The organism is Streptomyces kunmingensis (genome assembly GCF_039533535.1).
GTDB classification, from domain to species: Bacteria; Actinomycetota; Actinomycetes; order Streptomycetales; family Streptomycetaceae; genus Streptomyces; species Streptomyces kunmingensis.
In genome coordinates this window covers 500,903-522,087 of the sequence record NZ_BAAATS010000030.1, presented here as the reverse complement: position 1 = coordinate 522,087, position 21,185 = coordinate 500,903, and the positions used below count along the sequence as shown (strand labels likewise).

The 21,185-nt window shown below is 67.8% G+C and carries 16 protein-coding genes, 1 tRNA gene and 1 pseudogene; 15 read left to right on the top strand and 3 right to left on the bottom strand.

What is annotated here, in order from left to right; genetic code table 11:
- Positions 1 to 43: 43 nt before the first annotated feature.
- Positions 44 to 1,390 (bottom strand): UDP-N-acetylglucosamine 1-carboxyvinyltransferase, encoded by a 1,347-nt coding sequence (gene murA, locus ABD366_RS35705; protein ID WP_324774146.1) that lies wholly within the window; start codon positions 1,388 to 1,390, stop codon positions 44 to 46.
- A gap of 261 nt (positions 1,391 to 1,651) precedes the next feature.
- On the opposite strand from murA, the gene ABD366_RS35700 reads away from it, so the two are divergent.
- The 14 genes from ABD366_RS35700 (at position 1,652) to ABD366_RS35635 (ending at position 20,150) form a co-directional block, all read left to right on the top strand.
- Positions 1,652 to 2,212, top strand: a complete 561-nt coding sequence (locus ABD366_RS35700; RefSeq protein ID WP_324774145.1) for a YqgE/AlgH family protein — start codon at positions 1,652 to 1,654, stop codon at positions 2,210 to 2,212.
- Positions 2,213 to 2,264: 52 nt separating this feature from the next.
- Complete coding sequence (locus ABD366_RS35695) at positions 2,265 to 2,552, top strand: DUF3039 domain-containing protein (protein WP_324774144.1); 288 nt, start codon at positions 2,265 to 2,267, stop codon at positions 2,550 to 2,552.
- A 259-nt stretch (positions 2,553 to 2,811) separates the two neighbouring features.
- Positions 2,812 to 4,110, top strand: a complete 1,299-nt coding sequence (locus ABD366_RS35690; protein WP_324774168.1) for an extracellular solute-binding protein — start codon at positions 2,812 to 2,814, stop codon at positions 4,108 to 4,110.
- Positions 4,107 to 5,090, top strand: a complete 984-nt coding sequence (locus ABD366_RS35685; RefSeq protein WP_324774143.1) for a carbohydrate ABC transporter permease — start codon at positions 4,107 to 4,109, stop codon at positions 5,088 to 5,090. Before ABD366_RS35690 ends, ABD366_RS35685 begins: the two co-directional genes overlap by 4 nt.
- Positions 5,091 to 5,140: 50 nt before the next feature.
- Positions 5,141 to 5,980, top strand: a complete 840-nt coding sequence (locus ABD366_RS35680) for a carbohydrate ABC transporter permease (protein WP_324774142.1) — start codon at positions 5,141 to 5,143, stop codon at positions 5,978 to 5,980.
- 1 nt (position 5,981) lies between these two features.
- On the top strand, positions 5,982 to 7,607 hold the full coding sequence (locus ABD366_RS35675; RefSeq protein WP_324774141.1) for a beta-N-acetylhexosaminidase: 1,626 nt from the start codon (positions 5,982 to 5,984) through the stop codon (positions 7,605 to 7,607).
- Between the two features lie 355 nt (positions 7,608 to 7,962).
- Positions 7,963 to 8,859 (top strand): FAD binding domain-containing protein, encoded by an 897-nt coding sequence (locus tag ABD366_RS35670; protein ID WP_324774140.1) that lies wholly within the window; start codon positions 7,963 to 7,965, stop codon positions 8,857 to 8,859.
- Positions 8,856 to 10,838: a 2Fe-2S iron-sulfur cluster-binding protein gene (locus ABD366_RS35665; RefSeq protein WP_411293848.1), complete on the top strand. Its 1,983-nt coding sequence runs from the start codon at positions 8,856 to 8,858 to the stop codon at positions 10,836 to 10,838. Before ABD366_RS35670 ends, ABD366_RS35665 begins: the two co-directional genes overlap by 4 nt.
- Positions 10,835 to 13,171, top strand: a complete 2,337-nt coding sequence (locus ABD366_RS35660) for a xanthine dehydrogenase family protein molybdopterin-binding subunit (RefSeq protein WP_324774138.1) — start codon at positions 10,835 to 10,837, stop codon at positions 13,169 to 13,171. The genes ABD366_RS35665 and ABD366_RS35660 overlap by 4 nt, the downstream gene beginning before the upstream one ends.
- A 211-nt stretch (positions 13,172 to 13,382) precedes the next feature.
- Positions 13,383 to 13,904 carry a hypothetical protein gene (locus ABD366_RS35655; RefSeq protein WP_324774137.1) on the top strand — a complete coding sequence of 174 codons (522 nt, stop codon included), beginning with the start codon at positions 13,383 to 13,385 and terminating at the stop codon, positions 13,902 to 13,904.
- A 1,651-nt stretch (positions 13,905 to 15,555) separates the two neighbouring features.
- Entirely contained in the window at positions 15,556 to 16,926 is a 1,371-nt protein-coding gene (mycP, locus tag ABD366_RS35650) for a type VII secretion-associated serine protease mycosin (RefSeq protein WP_324774136.1), read from the top strand.
- Between the two features lie 94 nt (positions 16,927 to 17,020).
- The gene (locus tag ABD366_RS35645) at positions 17,021 to 17,443 is read left to right on the top strand and encodes a hypothetical protein (RefSeq protein WP_324774135.1); all 423 of its coding nucleotides are present in this window, start codon (positions 17,021 to 17,023) and stop codon (positions 17,441 to 17,443) included.
- 80 nt (positions 17,444 to 17,523) lie between these two features.
- Complete coding sequence (locus ABD366_RS35640) at positions 17,524 to 19,605, top strand: hypothetical protein (protein WP_324774134.1); 2,082 nt, start codon at positions 17,524 to 17,526, stop codon at positions 19,603 to 19,605.
- Positions 19,602 to 20,150: a hypothetical protein gene (locus ABD366_RS35635; protein WP_324774133.1), complete on the top strand. Its 549-nt coding sequence runs from the start codon at positions 19,602 to 19,604 to the stop codon at positions 20,148 to 20,150. The genes ABD366_RS35640 and ABD366_RS35635 overlap by 4 nt, the downstream gene beginning before the upstream one ends.
- 58 nt (positions 20,151 to 20,208) lie before the next feature.
- Here ABD366_RS35635 and ABD366_RS35630 read toward each other — a convergent pair.
- Positions 20,209 to 20,667: pseudogene (locus ABD366_RS35630) on the bottom strand (DinB family protein).
- A gap of 114 nt (positions 20,668 to 20,781) precedes the next feature.
- Between ABD366_RS35630 and ABD366_RS35625 the strand changes: the two are divergent.
- Complete coding sequence (locus tag ABD366_RS35625; protein WP_324774132.1) at positions 20,782 to 20,943, top strand: hypothetical protein; 162 nt, start codon at positions 20,782 to 20,784, stop codon at positions 20,941 to 20,943.
- 75 nt (positions 20,944 to 21,018) lie between these two features.
- Here ABD366_RS35625 and ABD366_RS35620 read toward each other — a convergent pair.
- Positions 21,019 to 21,090 (bottom strand) — tRNA-Cys (locus ABD366_RS35620).
- Positions 21,091 to 21,185 lie beyond the last annotated feature (95 nt).

The following is a 21,185-nucleotide window of genomic DNA, read 5'->3' as shown; positions in this document are numbered from 1 at the left end:
CGCCTCCCCCCCATCGGCGTACAGGCGGGCAGGCGAGGTGCGGCTAGCCGAGCGCCTTGCCAGGGAGTTCGACCTTCGCGCCGAGCTCGACGAGCTTCTCCATGAAGTTCTCGTAGCCGCGGTTGATCAGGTCGATGCCGTGCACCCGGGACGTACCCTGCGCCGCGAGCGCCGCGATCAGGTACGAGAAGCCGCCGCGCAGGTCGGGGATGACCAGGTCGGCACCCTCCAGCTTGGTGGGCCCGGAAACGACCGCCGAGTGCAGGAAGTTGCGCTGGCCGAAACGGCAGTCGGAGCCGCCCAGGCACTCACGGTAGAGCTGGATGTGCGCGCCCATCTGGTTCAGCGCGGAGGTGAAGCCGAGGCGGGACTCGTACACCGTCTCGTGCACGATCGACAGGCCCGTGGCCTGCGTGAGCGCCACGACGAGCGGCTGCTGCCAGTCGGTCTGGAAGCCCGGGTGGACGTCCGTCTCCAGCGCGATCGACTTCAGCTGGCCGCCGGGGTGCCAGAAGCGGATGCCCTCGTCGTCGATCTCGAAGGCGCCGCCGACCTTCCGGTACGTGTTGAGGAACGTCATCATCGAGCGCTGCTGGGCGCCGCGCACGTAGATGTTGCCCTCGGTCGCGAGCGCGGCGGAGGCCCAGGACGCCGCCTCCAGGCGGTCGGAGAGCGCACGGTGCGTGTAACCGCCGAGGCTGTCGACACCCGTGATGCGGATGGTGCGGTCGGTGTCCATCGCGATGATCGCGCCCATTTTCTGCAGGACGCAGATCAGGTCCTCGATCTCCGGCTCCACGGCCGCGTTCGAGAGCTCCGTCACGCCCTCGGCGAGCACCGCGGTGAGCAGCACCTGCTCGGTCGCGCCGACCGAGGGGTAAGGCAGGGTGATCTTGGTGCCGCGCAGCCGCTGCGGGGCCTCCAGGTACTGGCCGTCCGCGCGCTTCTCGATCGTCGCGCCGAACTGGCGGAGCACCTCGAAGTGGAAGTCGATCGGCCGGCCGCCGATGTCACAGCCGCCGAGCCCCGGGATGAACGCGTGCCCGAGCCGGTGCAGCAGCGGGCCGCACAGCAGGATCGGGATGCGGGAGGAGCCCGCGTGCGCGTCGATGTCCGCGACGTTCGCCGACTCCACGTGCGAGGGGTCCATCACCAGCTCGCCCGGCTCCTCACCGGGGCGGACCGTCACACCGTGCAGTTGCAGCAGGCCACGTACGACCCGGACGTCGCGGATGTCCGGGACATTGCGCAGCCGGCTCGGAGCGCTGCCGAGCAGCGCGGCGACCATGGCCTTCGGCACGAGGTTCTTCGCGCCTCGGACACGGATCTCGCCCTCCAGCGGGGTTCCGCCGTGGACAAGCAGTACGTCGTCAATGCCGGTGACGGTCATGGATCTCGCGTTCCGTGGAGGGGGGGCAGGGCCAAGGGACAAGGGTAAGGGCCGCCTCCCCCTGTTCTGTAAGCCCGAGGACACCTTGGACCGTCATGACTTCGCTACAACACGAACTGTTGCGAACCGGACACCTGGGGTGACGAGGGGGAGCGGGGATCGTGCGCCCCGGCGCGTTCTTTCGATCCGCGCTGAGCTGCGTTCTTCCCGTTCTTGCGCTTGCCTCCCCCCGCACGGGGAATGTGCGGGATCATGTCTGCCATGACCGAGGTGTCCTCGCTCACAGGGCGACTACTAGTGGCCACACCCGCCCTCGCGGACCCGAACTTCGACCGCGCGGTCGTGCTGCTCATCGACCACGACGCGAAGGGCTCGCTCGGTGTCGTCCTCAACCGGCCGACCCCGGTGGACGTCGGCGACATCCTGGAGGGCTGGGGCGACCTCGCCGGAGAGCCGGGGGTGGTCTTCCAGGGCGGCCCCGTCTCGCTCGATTCGGCGCTCGGCATCGGGGTGATCCCCGGCGAGGAAGGCCCGCTCGGCTGGCGCCGGGTGCACGGCGCGATCGGCCTCGTAGACCTGGAGACGCCGCCGGAGCTGCTCGCGGCGGCGCTCGGCTCGCTGCGGATCTTCGCCGGTTACTCGGGCTGGGGCCCCGGCCAGTTGGAGAACGAACTGTCCGAGGGGGCCTGGTACGTCGTCGAGTCGGAGCCCGGCGACGTCTCCGCCACGCGCCCCGAGGGCCTGTGGCGCGCGGTGCTGCGCCGCCAGCGCAGCGAGCTGGCGATGGTGGCGACGTATCCCGATGATCCCTCGCTCAACTGACGGCACCGACGGCCCTTCGCCCAGTGGTCGGGCTTCAGTACCCTTGGCTCTTATGAGCACTCTTGAGCCCGAGCGCGGGACAGGTACGGGGACCCTGGTAGAGCCGACGCCGCAGACGTCGCACGGTGACGGCGATCACGAGCGCTTCGCCCACTATGTCCAGAAGGACAAGATCATGGCGAGCGCTCTCGACGGCACGCCTGTCGTCGCGCTCTGCGGCAAGGTCTGGGTTCCGGGCCGTGACCCGAAGAAGTACCCGGTCTGTCCCATGTGCAAGGAGATCTACGAGTCCATGGGTGCCGGCGGCGACAAGGACAAGGACGGCGGCAAGGGCAAGTAGCAGCGCCCCTCTCCCGTCTCTCTCCCGCTCTTTCGAAACTCTCACGACGGCCCTCGGTGCGCGGTGGCGCGCGCCGGGGGCCGTCGTGCGTCCGTGCCCGTCTGCGGTTTTGGCTCCACGTAACCCATTGCGCCAACTGGTCCAGTCCTTTTAATCTCCGTCGTGTTGTGCACAGCGAAACAACCATTGCGTATGTTGCAACGACACTTCGGAGGCGTTTCCGATGAAGTTCCCAGCGAAGTCCCCGGCGAAGTCCCCAGTGCGGCTCTCTGTCCGAACTGCCGTTCCCCTCACGGCACTTGTGCTCGCAGCCACCGCCTGCGCCCCCGGCACCTCCGACAACAGCGGCTCGGCCAAGGACGAGAAGAGCGGCACGCTGCGCGTCTGGCTCTTCCAGGAGGTCAACAACGCGCCCAAGAAGAAGGCCGTCGACGCCGCGATCGCCGGCTTCCGAAGTGCGCACAAGGACGCGAAGGTCCAGGTCGAGTACATCCCCGTGGACACCCGCGCCGAGAAGATCAAGGCCGCGTTCAACGACCCGAAGAGCGCGCCCGACGTCATCGAGTACGGGAACACCGACACCGCCGGGTACGTGCGCGACGGCGGACTCGCCGACGTGAGCGAGGAGTTCGGCCGGTGGGCCGACGCCAAGGACACCGACCCGACCGCCAAGGAGTCCGTGACGGTCGACGGGAAGATCTACGGCGCCCCGTACTTCGTCGGCGTACGCGCCCTCTACTACCGGACCGACGTCTTCAAGGACCTGGGCATCGCCGTCCCCAAGACGCAGGACGAACTCGCCGCCACCGCCAAGAAGATCCACAAGGAGCGGCCCGAGCTGTACGGACTCGCCGTCGGCGGCGCGTACACGTACGGCGCGATGCCGTTCATCTGGGCCAACGGCGGCGAACTCGCCGAGAAGAAGGGCGAGTCCTACGTCTCCGCCCTCGACAGCCCCGCCGCCCAGAAGGGCATCAAGGCCTACACCTCGCTGTTCGGCGACGCCAACTGTCCCGCCGCCAAGTGCGCCGGCATGGGCGGCAACGACACCGTCACCGCCTTCGCCTCCGGCAAGGCCGCCATGGCGATCGGCGGCGACTTCAGCCACCAGGCCATGGAGGACGGCAAGGTCAAGGGCAAGTACGCCGTCGTACCGCTGCCGGGCGTCAAGACCGGCGACATCGCGCCCGCGTTCGCCGGCGGCAACAACATCGGCGTACTCAAGAGCACCTCGCACCGCACGCTCGCCGTCGACCTGATGCAGCGGCTCGCCGGAAAGGAAGCGCAGCGCGCCCTCTTCTCCGGGATGGGCTTCCTGCCGACCTACACCGACGTCCGCGCGGACGTCGCCCGCGAGGAGCCCTTCGTCGCCCCCTTCGTGAAGACCCTCGGCGCCGGAGCCAAGTTCGTGCCCGCCTCGCCCGCCTGGGCCAAGATCGACGCCTCGCTCGTCCTGCCGACGATGTTCCAGGAGGTCGTCAGCGGCCGTAAGGACGTCGAGGCGGCCTCCGGCGACGCGGCGAAGAAGATGGACGACGCGTTCGGAGCCGCCGGATGAGTTCCGTACGGGCCGACTCCGTACGCGCGAGACCCGTACGCAAGGGAACCGAACGAAAGGGATCCGAACGCAACGGATCCGGACGAACGGGATCCGTACGGGCCCGGGGCGGAGGATGGACGCCCTGGCTGTATCTCGCCCCCGCGCTCGTCCTCCTCGGCGGGCTGCTCGTCTACCCGATCTACCAGCTCGGCCTGATCTCCTTCCTGGAGTACACCCAGGCGCAGGTCAGCGGCGGCGAACCGACCACCTTCCAAGGACTCGGCAACTACCAGCGGCTCTTCGCCGACAGCCAGTTCTGGCAAGTACTGTTCGCCACCCTGCTGTTCGCGGCGGCCTGCGTCGTCAGCACCCTGCTGATCGGCTGCGCCCTCGCGGTGCTCCTCACCCGCGTACGGGCCGTGCCGCGCCTCGCACTGATGCTGGCCGCACTCGGCGCCTGGGCCACCCCCGCCATCACCGGCTCCACCGTCTGGGTGTTCCTCTTCGACCCCGACTTCGGGCCCGTCAACAAAGTGCTCGGACTCGGCGACTTCTCCTGGACGTACGGCAGATACAGCGCCTTCGCACTCGTCCTGCTCGAAGTGGTCTGGTGCTCCTTCCCGTTCGTCATGGTCACCGTGTACGCGGGCATCCGCGCGATCCCGGGCGAGGTGCTCGAAGCGGCGTCCCTCGACGGGGCCTCGCACTGGCGGACCTGGCGCTCCGTCATGGCACCGATGCTCCGCCCGATCCTCGTCGTCGTCACCATTCAGTCGATCATCTGGGACTTCAAGGTCTTCACGCAGATCTACGTCATGACGAACGGCGGCGGCATCGCCGGCCAGAACCTCGTCCTGAACGTGTACGCGTACCAAAAAGCGTTCGCCGGCAGCGAGTACAGCCTCGGCTCGGCGATCGGAGTCGTGATGCTCGTCATCCTCCTCGCCGTCACGCTCGTCTACCTGCGGATCATGCGCAGAGAGGGACGGGAACTGTGAGCTTTTCCGGTGTACGTGCTTCAGGCGCGGGGGCTTCCGGTCCACGGGCGGTGCGCACCCTGCGTATCCGAAAGCCCTGGCGGCTCGCCGCCGAGGCGTCCGCGCTGCTGATCGCCGTGGTCGTCGCCTTTCCCCTCTATTGGATGGTGCTCAGCGCCTTCAAACCGGCGGGCGAGATCGAATCGACCGAACCCCGGCCGTGGACGCTTTCACCGTCGCTCGAATCCTTCCGTCGCGTCTTCCAACAGGAGGAATTCGGCCGTTACTTCGTCAACAGTCTCATCGTGGCGGGCACCGTCGTCATCGTCTCGGCGCTCGTCGCGTTTCTCGCCGCGACGGCCGTGACCCGATTCCGCTTCCGGTTCCGGACGACGCTGCTCATCATGTTCCTCGTCGCGCAGATGGTGCCCGTGGAGGCCCTCACCATCCCGCTGTTCTTCCTGATGCGGGACTTCGGGCAGCTCAACACGCTCGGCTCACTGATCCTGCCGCACCTCGCCTTCTCCCTGCCGTTCGCCGTCTGGATGCTGCGCGGCTTCGTGAAAGCCGTACCGGAAGCACTGGAGGAAGCGGCGTATCTCGACGGCGCGAGCCGCTCCCGCTTCCTGTGGCAGATCCTCTTTCCGCTCGTCTTCCCCGGCCTCGTGGCGACGAGCGTCTTCTCCTTCATCTCCACCTGGAACGACTTCCTGTTCGCGAAGTCCTTCATCATCAGCGACACGTCCCAGTCGACGCTGCCGATGGCCCTGCTCGTCTTCTTCAAACCCGACGAGAACGACTGGGGCGGAATCATGGCAGCCTCGACAGTGATGACCATTCCGGTACTGGTTTTCTTCGTACTCGTACAGCGGCGCCTGGTGTCCGGGCTCGGCGGCGCGGTTAAGGACTGAAGTGTCTGACGCTCCCTTGGATCTCATTCCGGCGCCCCGCCGACTGACGCGGGACGGCGACGGCTCCTATCTGTTCGACAGCGGTACGGGCATCACGGCGGGGGAGGGCACCGAGTCCACCGCCCGCTGGCTGCGGGCCACTCTCGGCCCCGTCACCGGCCTCGCCCTTCCCCCGGGGGACGGCAGCGGCGGCATACGTCTCTCGCTCGACCCCTCCCTCGCACCGGAGAGCTACCGGCTGCGCTCCACCGGCACCGGCGTCGACATCGAGGGCGGCACCGCGGCCGGCGTCTTCTGGGGCGCCCAGACGCTGCGTCAACTCCTCGGCCCCGACGCCTACCGCCGTGCCCCCCTCGCCACCGGCCGGCAGTGGACCGTGCCGCACGTCACCGTCGAGGACAGTCCCCGCTTCCACTGGCGCGGCACCATGCTCGACGTCGCCCGGCACTTCATGCCGAAGGACGGCGTCCTGCGCTTCCTCGACCTGCTCGCCGCGCACAAGATCAACGTCTTCCACTTCCACCTCAGCGACGACCAGGGCTGGCGCGTCGAGATCAAGCGGTACCCGAAGCTGACCGAAGCCGGAGCATGGCGCGCACGCACCAAATCCGGCCACCGAGCCTCACCCCTGTGGGACGACAAACCGCACGGCGGCTTCTACACCCAGGACGACATCCGGGAGATCGTCGCCTACGCCGACGCACGGCATATCGCGGTCGTCCCCGAGATCGACCTGCCGGGCCACTCACAGGCCGCCATCCACGCGTATCCGGAACTCGGCAACACCGACGTCATCGACACGTCATCCCTCCCCGTCTGGGACACCTGGGGCATCAACGCGAACGTACTCGCCCCCACTGACAACACCCTCCGCTTCTACGAAGGCGTCTTCGAGGAACTGCTCGACCTCTTTCCGTCGACGTTCATCCACGTAGGCGGCGACGAATGCCCCAAGGACCAGTGGCGCCAGTCGCCGACCGCCCAGGCCCGCATCAAGGAGTTGGGCCTGAAGGACGAGGACGAGCTGCAGTCCTGGTTCATCCGGCACTTCGACACCTGGCTGAGCGAGCGCGGCCGGCGGCTCATCGGCTGGGACGAGATCCTCGAAGGCGGCCTCGCACCCGGCGCGGCCGTCTCCTCCTGGCGCGGCTACCAGGGCGGCATCACCGCCGCCAAGGCCGGCCACGACGTCGTCATGTGCCCGGAGCAGCAGGTCTACCTGGACCACCGGCAGGCCCCCGGCGAGGACGAGCCGGTCCCGATCGGCTTCGTGCGCACCCTGGAGGACGTCTACCGCTTCGAGCCGGTTCCGCCGCAGCTGACCGACGACGAGGCACGCCACGTCCTCGGCACCCAGGCCAACCTGTGGACCGAGGTGATGGAGAACCAGCAGCGCGTCGACTACCAGGCGTTCCCGCGCCTGTCCGCGTTCAGCGAAGTGGCCTGGAGCGAACTGCCCGCGTCCGCCGACCGCGACTACGCCGACTTCGAGCGCCGAATGACCACCCACTACCGGCGACTTGACGCGCTCGGCGTCGACTACCGCCGCCCGGGCGGCCCGTTGCCGTGGCAGCGCCGCCCCGGCATCCTCGGACGGCCGATCGAAGGAGCGCCCCCGAACGTGTGAGGGCGGCCCGTGTGTTGCCCGCCCCGGGAGCGCGGTCCCAGGATCGCGCCCCCGCGGGCGGCGCTCGGCCGACCGGGCCCCCATAGGTCACCGAAGAGCATCAATTCGCCCTCACCGGCGATCAACTGCCATATCGGTCATCTCCCAGGTAGAAGGGGTGAATGCCTCCTACCGGACCCCATCTCCGGGCGCCCGGGAAGATGTGCCAGAGTTGCCACGTCCGGCCTGTCAGCACGTACCGTACGGCGGAACAGGCGTAACGGCGGGAACGGCGGTCACGCGAGAGGCGGCAGCCCACGTGACGACCACCGTGGCCGCCGGGCGCGCGGCCGGGCATCGGGAAGGGGCAGCCGGTTTGACCACGCACGCACCGCAGGCGACACAGGCCGCGGTACTTCCGAGTTCGCTGGACGAGGCGGTCGCGGCGCTCGCGGCCATGCCCGCCGCCGTGCCCGTGGCCGGCGGCACCGACCTCATGGCCCAGGTCAACGCGGGTCAACTCCGCCCCGCCGCCCTCGTCGGACTCAACCGGATCAGCGAGATCCGCGGCTGGCAGTACCAGGACGGTCACGCGCTGCTCGGCGCCGGCCTCACCCACGCCCGGATCGGCCGCCCCGACTTCGCCGCCCTCATCCCGGCCCTCGCCGCCTCCGCGCGCGCCGCCGGCCCGCCGCAGATCCGCAACGCCGGCACTCTCGGCGGCAACATCGCCTCCGCCGCCCCCACCAACGACTCGCTGCCCGTACTGGCCGCCCTCGAAGCCACGCTGATCATCGCCGGGCCCCAGGGAGCGCGCCGGGAGGTACCCGTCTCGCACCTGCTGGCCGGCATGGAGATGCTGCGCCCGGGCGAACTCATCGGCTTCGTACGCGTCCCCCTGCTGCACGCGCCGCAGGTCTTCCTGAAGGCGACCGGCCGCACCGGCCCCGGGCGCGCCACGGCCTCCGTCGCCCTCGTCCTCGACCCCGCCCGGCGCACCGTGCGCTGCGCCGTCGGGGCCATCGCGCCGATGCCGCTGCGCCCGCTGGAGGCCGAGCAGTGGGTGGCGTCGCTCATCGACTGGGACGGCGACCGCGGCGCGCTCGTGCCCGAGGCCGTGCAGGCCTTCGGCGAGTACGTCGCCGCCGCCTGCGTCCCCGACCACGCCCCGGCCCCGGACGGCACCCAGGAGGCGCTGCCGCCCGCCGTTTTGCATCTGCGGCGCACTGTCGCCGCGCTGGCCCGACGTGCACTTGGGAGGGCGCTGTCGTGACGAACGAGTACAACGGACCCGATTCTGGCGCCGCACCGGACGCGGACGGCTGGCAGCCGCTGCCCCAGGGCGACTACGACTCGGACGTCACCGCCTTCGTGCAGCTGCCGCCGGACGGCTTCCCGGGCGCACCGCTCGCCGCGCCCGGCCACGGTTACGTACCGCCGCAGATAACGGTGAGCCCGGCCACGGGTGCCGCCGCGACAGACCCCGCGGCTACGGGCGTCTGGGTGCTGCCGCCGGACATCACGGGGATCGTGAGTGCGCCGGGTGCCCCGGGTGACGCGGGTGACTCTGCTGGTGCCGGGGGGCAGCAGGGGCAGCAGTTGGGCCACCAGGTGAGCTGGCCTGCGGCGAATCCTGAGGCAGGGGCGTATGGAGGGCCGGGGGCGTATGGGGAGCCGGGGTCTTATGCGGAGCGGGCTTCGTATGAGGAGCCGGGTTCGTATGCGGGGCCGGGTTCGTATGCGGGGCCGGGGGCGCGTGAGGCGACCGGTTCGCATAGTGTGACCGGTTCGCATGGTGTGACCGGTTCGCAGGATGTGTCCGGTTCACATGGTGTGTCCGGTTCTCGCGGTGTGCCTGATTCACATGAGGCGGCCGAGTCGTACGGCGGCGCGCACGGTGAGACGGGGCAGTGGTCGATCCCGGTCGCCGGTGGTGAACTCCCGGAGGAATCGGGGGAGTTCACGGCCTCCTCGCTGGCCGCCCAATGGGGCGACCGTACGCCTCCCGCGACGCTGCCGGGAGGCGCGCCCGCACCCTGGGCGTCGGAACCGTGGGCGCAGCAGGCACCGGCCGAGGTGGCGGAGCCCATGCCCGAGCCCATGCCTGAGCCCACGCCTGAGCCCCTGTCCCAGCTCACGTCTCCGCCCCATCTGGAGCTCGTACGGGAGCCGGAGCCTGTCGAGGTTGAGGTCGAGCCGGAAGCGGGCGTGGGCGCTGGTGCGGACGCGTACGCGGATGCGGATACGGATGTTGCGGGCGGGGCTGATGTTGTTGCTGAGCCTGCGCCCGAGCCCGAGCCTGCGCCCGAGCCCGAGCCCGAGCCTGAGGCTGAGCAGGCTGGGTCTGCGGCTGAGTCTGTAGTAGCCGCGGAGACGGAAGCAGAGGCTGCTCCGGAGGCGGTTCAGCCGGAGCCCGAGCCGGTTCAGCCGGAGCCCGAGCCCGAGGCGGTTCAGTCGGAGCCGGAGGCCGAGCGCCCGGCCTCCGAGCCTGCATCGGAGCCGGAAGCCGAGCTCCACCCGGCCCCCGACTCCGACCCCGGCTCCGACCAGGCCCCCGGCCCCGACGTGGACGCCGACCCCGCCCCGGAGGGCGAGGCGCAGGCCCCACGGACCACCGCCCCGCTCCACGACGACCACCCGGTCGCCAGCTACGTCCTGCGGGTCAACGGCACCGACCGCCCCGTCACCGACGCCTGGATCGGCGAGTCGCTGCTCTACGTACTGCGTGAGCGCCTGGGCCTGGCCGGCGCCAAGGACGGCTGCTCGCAGGGCGAGTGCGGCGCGTGCAACGTGCAGGTGGACGGCCGCCTCGTAGCCTCCTGCCTGGTTCCCGCGGCGACCACCGCCGGCAGCGAGGTGCGTACGGTCGAGGGCCTCGCCGACGACGGGCAGGCCTCCGACGTGCAGCGCGCGCTGGCCGCCTGTGGCGCGGTCCAGTGCGGGTTCTGCGTGCCCGGCATGGCGATGACCGTCCACGACCTGCTCGAAGGCAACCCGGACCCCACCGACCTGGAAGCCCGTCAGGCGCTGTGCGGCAACCTGTGCCGCTGCTCCGGCTACCGCGGCGTACTCGACGCGGTACGTCAGGTCGCCGACGAACGGCAGAACTCGCAGCAGACCTCGCCGCAGGCACCTGCGGAGGCGGCGGAGACGACCGCCGGGGACGGACCCCGCATCCCGCACCAGGGGGGTCCGGCCACCAGTGAGGACATCCGGGGCGACCGGGACACTCGGGACGGAGGCCGAGCGTGACCAACGAGACGACAGAGGCCCCCGCGGCCCCCGAGACCGAAGCGATCCCGCACGGACTCGGCACGAACCTCCCCGCGGTCGAGGCGCGCGCCAAGGCCGAGGGCACCTTCCCCTACGCCGCCGACCTGTGGGCCGAAGGGCTCCTGTGGGCGGCGGTCCTGCGCTCCCCGCACGCGCACGCACGCGTGGTCTCCATCGACACCACCCACGCGCGTGAGATGCCGGGCGTCCGCGCCGTCATCACGCACGAGGACGTCCCCGGCGGCCCGCTCGCCGGCCACCGCACGGCCGACCGCCCGGTCTTCGCCTCCGACGTCGTACGCCACCACGGCGAACCCCTCGCCGCGGTCGCCGCCGACCACCCGGACACGGCGCGGATGGCCGCCGCGGCGATCATCGTCGAGTACGAACTCCTCGACCCGGTCACCGACCCGGAGAAGGCCTTCGCGGCCGAGCCCCTGCACCCCGACGGCAACCTGGTCCGCCACATCCCGCTGCGCCACGGCGACCTCGAGGCGACGGGCGAGGTCATCGTCGAGGGCCTCTACCGCATCGGCCGCCAGGACCCGGCCCCGATCGGCGCGGAAGCGGGCCTCGCCGTGCCCCGCCCCGATGGCGGTGTGGAGCTGTACATCGCCTCGACCGACCCGCACGGCGACCGCGATGTGGCGGTCGCCCGTTACGGTCTGACGCCGGACCAGGTGAAGGTCGTGGTCACGGGCGTCCCGGGCGCGACGGCGGACCGCGAGGACCAGAGCTTCCAGCTCCCGCTGGGTCTGCTGGCGATGCGCACCGGCTGCCCGGTCAAGCTGACGGCGACCCGCGAGGAGTCCTTCCTGGGCCACCCGCACCGCCACCCGACCCTTCTGCGCTACCGCCACCACGCGGACGCGGACGGCAAGCTGGTGAAGGTGGAGGCGCAGATCCTCCTCGACTCGGGCGCCTACGCGGACACGTCGTCGGACGCGCTCGCCGCCGCCGTCGCCTTCGCCTGCGGCCCGTACGTCGTCCCGCACGCCTCGATCGAAGGCTGGGCGGTACGCACCAACAACCCGCCCTCCGGGCACGTACGAGGCGAGGGCGCGCTCCAGGTCTGCGCCGCATACGAAGCCCAGATGGACAAGCTGGCGAAGAAGCTGGGCGTCGACCCGGCGGAACTGCGGATGCGCAACGTCCTCGCGACCGGCGACGTACTCCCCACCGGCCAGACCGTCACCTGCCCGGCGCCGGTCGCCGAACTCCTCGACGCCGTACGGGACTTCCCGCTGCCGGAGCTGCCGAAGGACACCCCGGAAGAGGACTGGCTGCTGCCCGGCGGCCCCGAGGGCGCGGGCGAACCCGACGCGGTGCGCCGCGGCGTCGGCTACGGCATCGGCATGGTGCACATGCTGGGCGCCGAGGGCGCGGACGAGGTCTCCACGGCCACGGTCAAGGTCCACGACGGCGTGGCCACGGTCATCTGCGCCGCCGTCGAAACCGGCCAGGGTTTCACCACCCTCGCCCGCCAGATCGTCCAGGAGACGCTGGGCATCGACGAGGTGCACGTAGCGCCCGTGGACACCGACCAGCCACCGGCGGGTCCGGGCTGCCGCGGCCGCCACACGTGGGTCTCGGGCGGAGCGGTCGAGCGCGCGGCCAAGATGGTCCGCACGCAGCTCCTCCAGCCGCTGGCCCACAAGTTCGGCATGTCCACGGAGCTGCTCCAGATCGCCGACGGCAAGATCACGTCCTACGACGGTGTCCTGTCGACGACGGTCGAAGAGGCCATGGACGGCAAGGAACTCTGGGCCACGGCCCAGTGCCGCCCGCACCCCACGGAGCCGCTGGACGCCGCCGGCCAGGGCGACGCCTTCGTGGGCCTCGCCTTCTGCGCGATCCGCGCGGTCGTCGACGTCGACATCGAGATCGGCTCCGTACGGGTCGTGGAACTGGCAGTCGCCCAGGACGTCGGCCGGATCCTCAACCCCGGCCAGCTCGCGGCGCGCATCGAGGCCGGAGTCACCCAGGGCGTCGGCGCGGCCCTCACGGAGAACCTCCGCACCCCGAAGGGCGTCGTCCGCCGCCCGGACCTCACCGGCTACGCCCTGCCCACGGCCCTGGACACCCCCGACATCCGCATCGTCAAACTGGTCGAGGAACGCGACGTAGTGGCCCCCTTCGGCGCCAAGGCAGCCAGCGCGGTCCCAGTGGTCGCGTCTCCGGCAGCGATCGCCTCAGCGGTCCGAGCGGCAACGGGCCGCCCGGTCAACCGCCTCCCGATCCGGCCCCAGGCGGCGGTGGTGACGGATCCCGCCGCCTCCGCCATGGGGACCGCACCGGAGTCAACTGCCTGAGCACAGTGGCCAGTTCGGGCGACGCCGTCTCCCGGCGAGGGCGTACCCCACGACCCTTGTGAACTGTTACCGATCGTGTCGCCTTGTGACGTGATGTGAGTCGCCTCTGCCCTGTGGCGCCTGTGAACTGTCAGCGCGGGTGGCTAAAGTTGTCACCAGACCTAGTTGATGTAAAGGCATGTTCACGGGGGAACGGGGAGGGGCGTACGCGATGGCGGACGACAAAGGTGGCGGCGGCTCGGGGGGCCTGGGTGGCTGGGCGTTCAATGTGGTCGGGGCAGCGAAGGACGCAGTCGGGGACATTGTCACGGAGCTGGAGTCGTTCACGAAGTTCCAGCAGCGGGTGGACCAGCTGATCAAGGATCTCCAGGAATCCCAGGCCGGCCCCAAGAGGGTCGGGCAGGAGGCACTGGAGCGTACGAAGTTCGGCGGCGGCCACTCAGGCTGGTACGAAGCGCACGACGTGTTCTCCAAGTACGACACCGTCATCGCAGACCTGGAGAACCTCTCCAAGCTCCTCTCGGACTCGATAGAAGCCATGGGTATCGCCGTCATGGCCTCCCATAAGGGCTACGAGAACGTGGACGTGGATGTGCGTCGGCGCATGGCGGCGATCAGCGCGGAGACGACGGACCATTACGGCGGGGAGTACGTACCGCATGGTCCCAGGCACAAGGCTGGCGACGCCGCCGGGAAGGCCCGTGGTGACGGCGGAGAGGAGACGAGTCTCTGATGGCTGGGCAGAATAGGACGTCCTTCGACGGCATGACGCATGAGCAGATGCTGGCCTGGCTCGATGCGGCGGACGCCGGCACGGTGCAGGCGGCGGCGGACAAGCTTGCATCCGCGGCCAAGGAGATACACAGCATTGCCGATGAGCTCAGAGTCCGTCCTCAGTGGGTGAAGTGGAAGGGCGAGGGTGCCGACTCCTTCCGGGAATGGGCAGGCAAGCTGGCCAACGCGACCGTGGCGTTGGGCGACTACAGCCAGGACTCTTCGAAATGGCTCGGACACGCGGCCCAGGCGATCAGCACAGCGAAGACCTCGGTCCCGCGCGACAAGAACGTCGACGCCAACATCGACGCAGCTCGCTCCGCGCACAATGACCCGGATGCCCAGTCGATCCTCACGAAGAACATGGCCGCCCGGCAGCAGACCGCCGACGAGATGGAGAAGCTGGGGCAGGCCTATGCGCTCTCGTCTTCACAGATGGCGGCGGCACGAAAGCCGGACCTTCTGAAGTTCCCGCCGCCGCCGGTCGCCATCCAAGATCCGGATGCTGGAAAACTGCAGAGCGGAAGCGAGGACTTGGCGGCCGGTCAAGGCGTCTCGTCAGGAAAAGCTTCGTACAGTGGCGCCGCTCCGAGCCCCTCCGCCCACGCAACCCCTGTCACCTCAGCCGGCGCGACCAGTATCCACGCAACCTCCGAAGCGCCGCCGGCTCCTGCAGTCGACGACGTCGGCCGGGTCGCCCCAGTGGTGCCTGATGTTCCGACGCACATGAACGTCGACTCCGTCGAGACGCTTCCTCTGCCCGCCCAGGCTCCGCCGACCGGCACGCCGGTTGGGCAGGTGCCGCCCGGGCCTGCCGTCGGGGGACCTGCGAGTCCAGGCTTGGTGCCTCCCGCCTACGGGATCACAGGAACACCCAGGTCGGCTCCCCGGTTCACCGGCGCACCGGTGACCGGGCGGCCCAGCAGTGGTCCCGCCACCGGTGGTTCACCGGCTCGGCCCGTCGGCCCTTCGACTCCCGGCGCGAACGGTCGCCCGATGCCCGGCACACCGTCCGGGCAGGCCGGACCGAACGCAGGGGGCTCGACCGGTTCGGCGTCGGGGCGGGCACCTGCGCAGGGTGGAGTCAGCGGCGGGCGACCGCAACAGGCGACAGGAAGACCCGCGACCGGCGTACCCCGTGGCACTGTCATGGGATCCGAGGGCTCCGGTGGCGCCCGAGGCACTACAGGCGCACGAGCCACGGGCCAGCCGCAGGGAGGTGTCAGCGGCAGGCCGACCGCTACTGGTCCGACGTCACGTGGCGCGTCCGCGGGGCGACTGTCCGCGGGGGCCAGCGGTGATAAGGGTGTGGTCGGCGGGCGACCGAGTCAGCAATCGCGTGCGAACAGGAGGGCCTTCACCCAAGGCGGATCCGGCCTGCTTCGTTCCCAGGGCGTGCCGGGCACGACAGGCGAAGACCACCTTGGCGGCGGAGCGGGGCGCGGCAGCGCGACACGCAGCAGTTCACGGCCCGGCGCCCGCCAGGACGATCAGCAAGGTGAGCGACCCGACTACGTCACCGAGGACCAGGCCACGTGGCAGCCGGACAAGGATGGTCACGTGCCTCCGGTTGTCGGGGACGAGACCAAGAACGACGAGAGGTAGCCCTCATGCCCACCAACAGCATCCGCCGCAGAAGTCTGGGCGCGGCGGCCTCAGCGGCGCTCGGATTGCTCTTGGTGGGCACTGCGGTTTCGGTGCCTGCGTACGCAGATTCGTTCCGAGCCCAGCAATGGCATCTGGACGCTATGAAGGCAGACCAGATGTGGAGGACGAGCACAGGCAAGGGCATCACGGTGGCCGTGCTCGACACCGGAGTCGACGCCAACCACCCTGATCTGCGAGGACAGGTGCTGGCGGGCGAAGACCTGTCCAAGGGGCTGACCGGCAACGAGCACGCGGATTACGACGGACACGGGACAGGCATCGCCGGAGTGATCGCCGGGACCGGAGACGGCAATGGTGGAAACGGAGCTTTCGGCCTCGCCCCAGGCGCCAAAATTCTGCCCATTCGCTTGTCCGACGGCGAGAAGGCAGCCAACAGGGCAGAGTCGTCCGAGTGGCTCTTTCAGGAGGCCGCAGAAGGCATCAAGTACGCCGCGGACCACGGCGCGAAAGTGATCAATGTTTCGCAGGGCGGCACTGCAGCCAGTGAGCAGTTGAAGGATGACGTCGGACAGCTGTCGGCCGCGGTCGATTACGCCCTGAAGAAGGGGTCCCTGGTCTTCGCTGCCGTGGGTAACAGCGGAGACACGACGAACATCGTCGAGTATCCGGCCGCGACTCCCGGAGTCGTCGGGGTCGCAGCGATCGACAAGAACGGCCACCGCACAAGCGTGTCCGAGTACGGCCCGCAAGTTGACATCTCAGCCCCAGGCGAGGACATCGTCCACGCCTGCGGCGGAAAGACCGGCTACTGCAAGAGCGATGGCACCAGTGACGCGACCGCCCTGGCCTCCGCAAGCGCGGCCCTGATCTGGTCCAAGCACCCGGACTGGACGAACAACCAGGTCCTCCGAGTCATCCTGAACACCATCGGCGGCGTCAAGGACAACAACGGCAAGCGCAGCGACTACATCGGTTACGGGGCCGTCCGCCCGCGCATCGCCCTGACCGACCCCGGCAATCCAGGCCCGGCCGATAAGTTCCCCATGTCGGACTTTCCCGTAGCTGCCGAGTCCTCTCCGCCCGCGGCTTCGAAGGGCGCGGGAGCCGAGGCCGGCGATGACGCGAGCCCGGCCGCTTCGCCGGCTTCTGAGAGCAGTGACGGCGACACTCTGCTCTGGGTCGGCGTCGGTGTGGGCGCGGTGCTCGTGGTGACCGCGGCCATCGCGATTCCGGCAGCCCGGCGGCGCAGAAAGGCGAACATCCGTAACGCCTATCAGGCCGCCCCCCATGCAACCGGGCAACCCTATGGGCCAGTTGATCCTTCTCGGCACGGGGTGTACGGGGCACCACCGCGAAACGAAGGCGGGTCATAGGTGTGTGCCTTCCTCGCGGACAGGACCGGACACCTTGCGCCTGGGCGTTCTCCCGATGTGTCGACCTAAAACGGTTGAGGAGTAAGAAAGACCCATGACAGAGACAGACCGGAACGAGGGTCTCCCTGTAGGGGTGCGACTGAATCAGCTTCCTGCTGATGGTGGTGGCGCTCCCGCCGGCGGGCAGCAGCGTCTTGCGTCCACCCCGGCCGCGAAGCGAGCGGCGGCGCGAGCGATCGAAGACCACATCGAACCCGATACAAAGACGGCCGGCGACTGGGCGGACGAGGACACCTCAACGGCCGTCAAGGAGTTCGGCCCGAAGGACGGCCACGGATGGGACACGGCGACTGCGTTGAAGAGCGCGCACAAGACCTGGGGAGAGCAGGTCAATAACCTCATGCATCGACTGTCGGCGGAAAAGTCTTCACTGCGGAGCGCCAACAACATTCTGCAGGGAACTGATGCCGGCGTGCGCACGCAGGTTCGGTCGTCGTCTTCGCTCGACGGTTTCTGAGTGAGGCACCGTTCGTAAAACGGATCGCGCACCCTCCTTTCCCCTCGGTGGCCTGCTGGCCCTGTCCCTGTTGGAAGATAATGCCGACGTATCACGAGATTCTTACCACCGACCTCTCTGCACTCAACGATTCCGCTGACCGTTGGGAAAGCATGGCGGGAAAGTTCGAGAAGCAGGAAGGGGTGTATCGGGATAAAGTGTACGGAATTTCCATGGGGCAGACGTGGGAGGGGTTGAGTGCCGATGCGGCGAACGCTACTTTCAAAATCACGCTGAAAGAGTTCAAAAACGCACAAACTGAGGCCAAAGCAGTAGCTTCTTTGCTGAGAGATGCTCACACCCAGTTCGTGACGCTGAAGGGCAAGTTGCAAACTGCCCGGGACGAAGCGATTGCCGCGGACATGCAGGTGTCGGACCAAGGCCTGGTCAGGTACGACTACAGCAAACTCTCCGAGGGCGAGAAGACCGCGCTACGTCACGACCTCGACTATCAGGCCAGCATCAGTAAAGCGGTCCGCTCCTGGCAGGACCATATTGATCAGGCCGTGCGAGCCGTTACCGAGGCGGATGACGGCGTCAGGATCGCCCTCAAGGCCGTAGTCGTTGACTCCAACACGAACGATGGCACCGAAAAGGGCTTCAATGCCGACGCCAAGGGCGATATCGAGAAGTATGAAGCGGATGAGGTGCGAGATATTGCGCTGAGGATCAATCACGGCGAAAAAGTATCCGGTAAGGAACTTTCCGAATTGCAGCGGGCGTTCCGCGACAACGGTGATGACAAGGCTTTCGGGCGGACTCTGCTGGACGGTCTGGGTGCGCGCGGCACCATTCAGTTCACGAATCGTCTCAACGATCTTGCCCATGTGAGGGACACCAAGCACGCAGGCGATTACACGGCCATCGAGACGGGCCTTTCCAACTCGCTGGCGACAGCGACCAAGGACACCAAATCCAGTTGGTATAAAGACTGGCGTGCCGACATGCAGAAGGCGGGCGTGGCCCGATATGAAACCGATTCACAGGGAGCCAGGCTCGATAAGGCGCGGGGCTATCAGTCGTTGATCACGCTGATGCAGCACGGGGGCGGCTACGAGGGGCAAGTCCTGCAGGACCTCAGTGACGACATGATTGAAGCCGAGAAGAAGAATCCCGATATCTGGGATCTCAAGCATGAATATGCGGGAAAGCGGGATGGATGGTTCGCCAATGACCCGGTGGACGGGGCCCTTGGGCTGATGAGTCATGATCCCAAGACGGCCGCTGACTACCTCAGCGACGACCATCGCATGAAATACCTCATGCACGATCGTGACTGGAATGTCACGATCCATGGAACTGAGGCGGCTAAGGCCACGGTCTACAGCCAGGGGCTGGATGCTGATGACCGCGTAGGACTGGGAGCCGCACTGCAGGCGGGTGCCACAGGAATGGACCCGTCTGATGAGCATGCAAAGTATGTCGAGCACTCGGACGACAACAAGCATATTTTGAAGTCGTCCGTTAAATACCTCGCTGATGAAGGGGATAAATTCCCTCCTTCTTTGCGGGATCCGATGGCCAAGGTGTTTGCGAATCATGGCTCTACGATCCATGAAGCGATGAGTTCTGCCAATATGGCGCATTCGCCAGTGCCGCAGGATGAGCTGTACGAGGTGACGAAACAGATCTCCAAGAGCCAGGATTCTTACGCCGATCTAAATTCTGGGCTCAACCATGCCATGGTGAATGGGGTTCATGAGTCGGGCCAGCAGGATCCGAAAGATTCGCTGACCAGGGCCGGCAGGACGGTCGGTTTCCTTGAACAGGCCCGGGTAGACGCGGCAGGTGATCCAGAGGTGGCAGAATTCAAGAGCAAGTGGATCGTGGACAAAGCCGTCAGCTATATCCCTGTCGCCAGTGATGATGTTCAGGCCGGCGTGGACTACGTGACCGACAAGTGGCTCGCTGACGAGCAGCAGAAGCTGGACGACAAAGCTGCCGATGAAAATGTTGCGCATTATGAGAACAGAAATGAGCAATTGATGGCTCTCGCCGAGGAGTGGCGCAAGTCGCACGGGTCCGACTCGAGCTCCGAGTACGGTCCTGAAGACGCCATCGATCAAGCGGCAACGGCGGGCATTGAACGAGCGCGCGGAGTCTCGGGAGAGAGCGCCAAGTGATCATTCACCGAGCGAGGGTGTGTTCCCCGCTACTCGTGGGTGCACTGTCTATCCTTGCGCTCTCCAGCTGCAGCGACAAGGAGAGCGAAATCCCTCAGTCCATCTGCGGCGTCACCGTAGAAGAAAACGTGGTAGCTCCGCTGCTGAAAGCTGATGGAAAGGTCAGTGAATGGCGGACCGCCGATTGGGGAGGTAAGGGAACAGGTGTCTGTCGGGTTTCCGTCGATGACAAAGAGGCCATTCGAGTAAGGGTGTCTTGGCATGAGGATGCAATTGACCTCATGCAGTACTCGTCACCCGATAATTCCATCACGGGGCTCTGGGAGGCGACGCGCCTCTCTGGTCTTGCGGATGACGCGACCCTCGGGGACGACGGCGCTATGGCGACTGCCCGTTGCCACGGCCCGAGTGCCGAGTATCTTACGGTTGCGTTCCGTGTCAGGCATGACGGACAGGTTGTCCATCAGCGAGACGAGATCAAAAAGTTCGCCCGCTCCTTCGTTCCTGGAATGATCAAAGAATTCGGCTGCAAAAACACCGGCTGAAATTCTCGTTGCTTGCTCGGCTGCCGTAGGCGCGGGTTCGCTGGAAGATGCCGATGAGTCAGCGCGGGGCCAGGCCCGTGGTGCCGTCCAGGAGTTCGCGGGCTGTGTCGAGGTGGCCGAGGTGGCGGGCTGTTTCTTCGATCATGTGCAGGATGATTCAGCGCAGGTCCGTGATGTCGTCTTCGATGTCCTCACCGTGGCGGCCCAAGGGGCGGGCGTCCAGAGGGGTGGAGGCGAGGACGGCGTCGGACAGTTCGCACTGCGCGCGGTAGAAGGCCAGCACCTCCGCGGGGGCGAGTACGTCGGGTCCGGACAGGGGCACGGTTCTGCCCACGGCCACCTCCCGGAACCAGTGGTGTTCGGCATCGCCGAGATGTTGTACGAGTCCCAGCGGGGTCCATCCCGACGGTAGGACCGGTGTGCGCAGTTGGGCCTCTGTGAGGCCGTCGAGGATCGCCGGTACGCCGGCTCGTTGGGCTTTGAGGAAGTGGCGTAGGGCATCTGCTTCGCGAGGCATGGAGGGGGGACTTCCGGTCTGGCCCGAAGTCATCGACTGTGGGGTGGCCGAGCCGCCCGATGGTGCGAGACGTACGGTGATGTCGGATTTGCCGTCGTGGGAGAGGAAACCAAGGTGCCATCTTCCGAGTCCGACGAGTCGCGAGAGGCCGTGTCGCCGACCCGCGCCTACCAGCCCGCGCCCTCCGCCGGGAAGCTGCTGTTCTTTGCGCTCGCGTTCGTCGGCTTTGCCGTGCTCGTTGTCGGCGGAGGTGTCGTTCTGGTCGGCGCCGGGTGACGACGCCGAAGGGGTGTTCCGCGTGTGCGGAACACCCCTTCGTAAACGTGCAGCCCAGCGCCGTTGGGCTGCCAGAGGCCGTGACCGGAATCGAACCGGTGTGCTTCGCTTTGCAGGCGAATCCCTAAACCACTCGGGCACACGGCCAGGTCTTGTTCGTGTTCTTGCTTGCTGTTGTGTCGACCGTAGGGTGCCGGACGCGGGTCCTCAAGAGCCCGGGCCGGGACGCAATCCGACTGCCA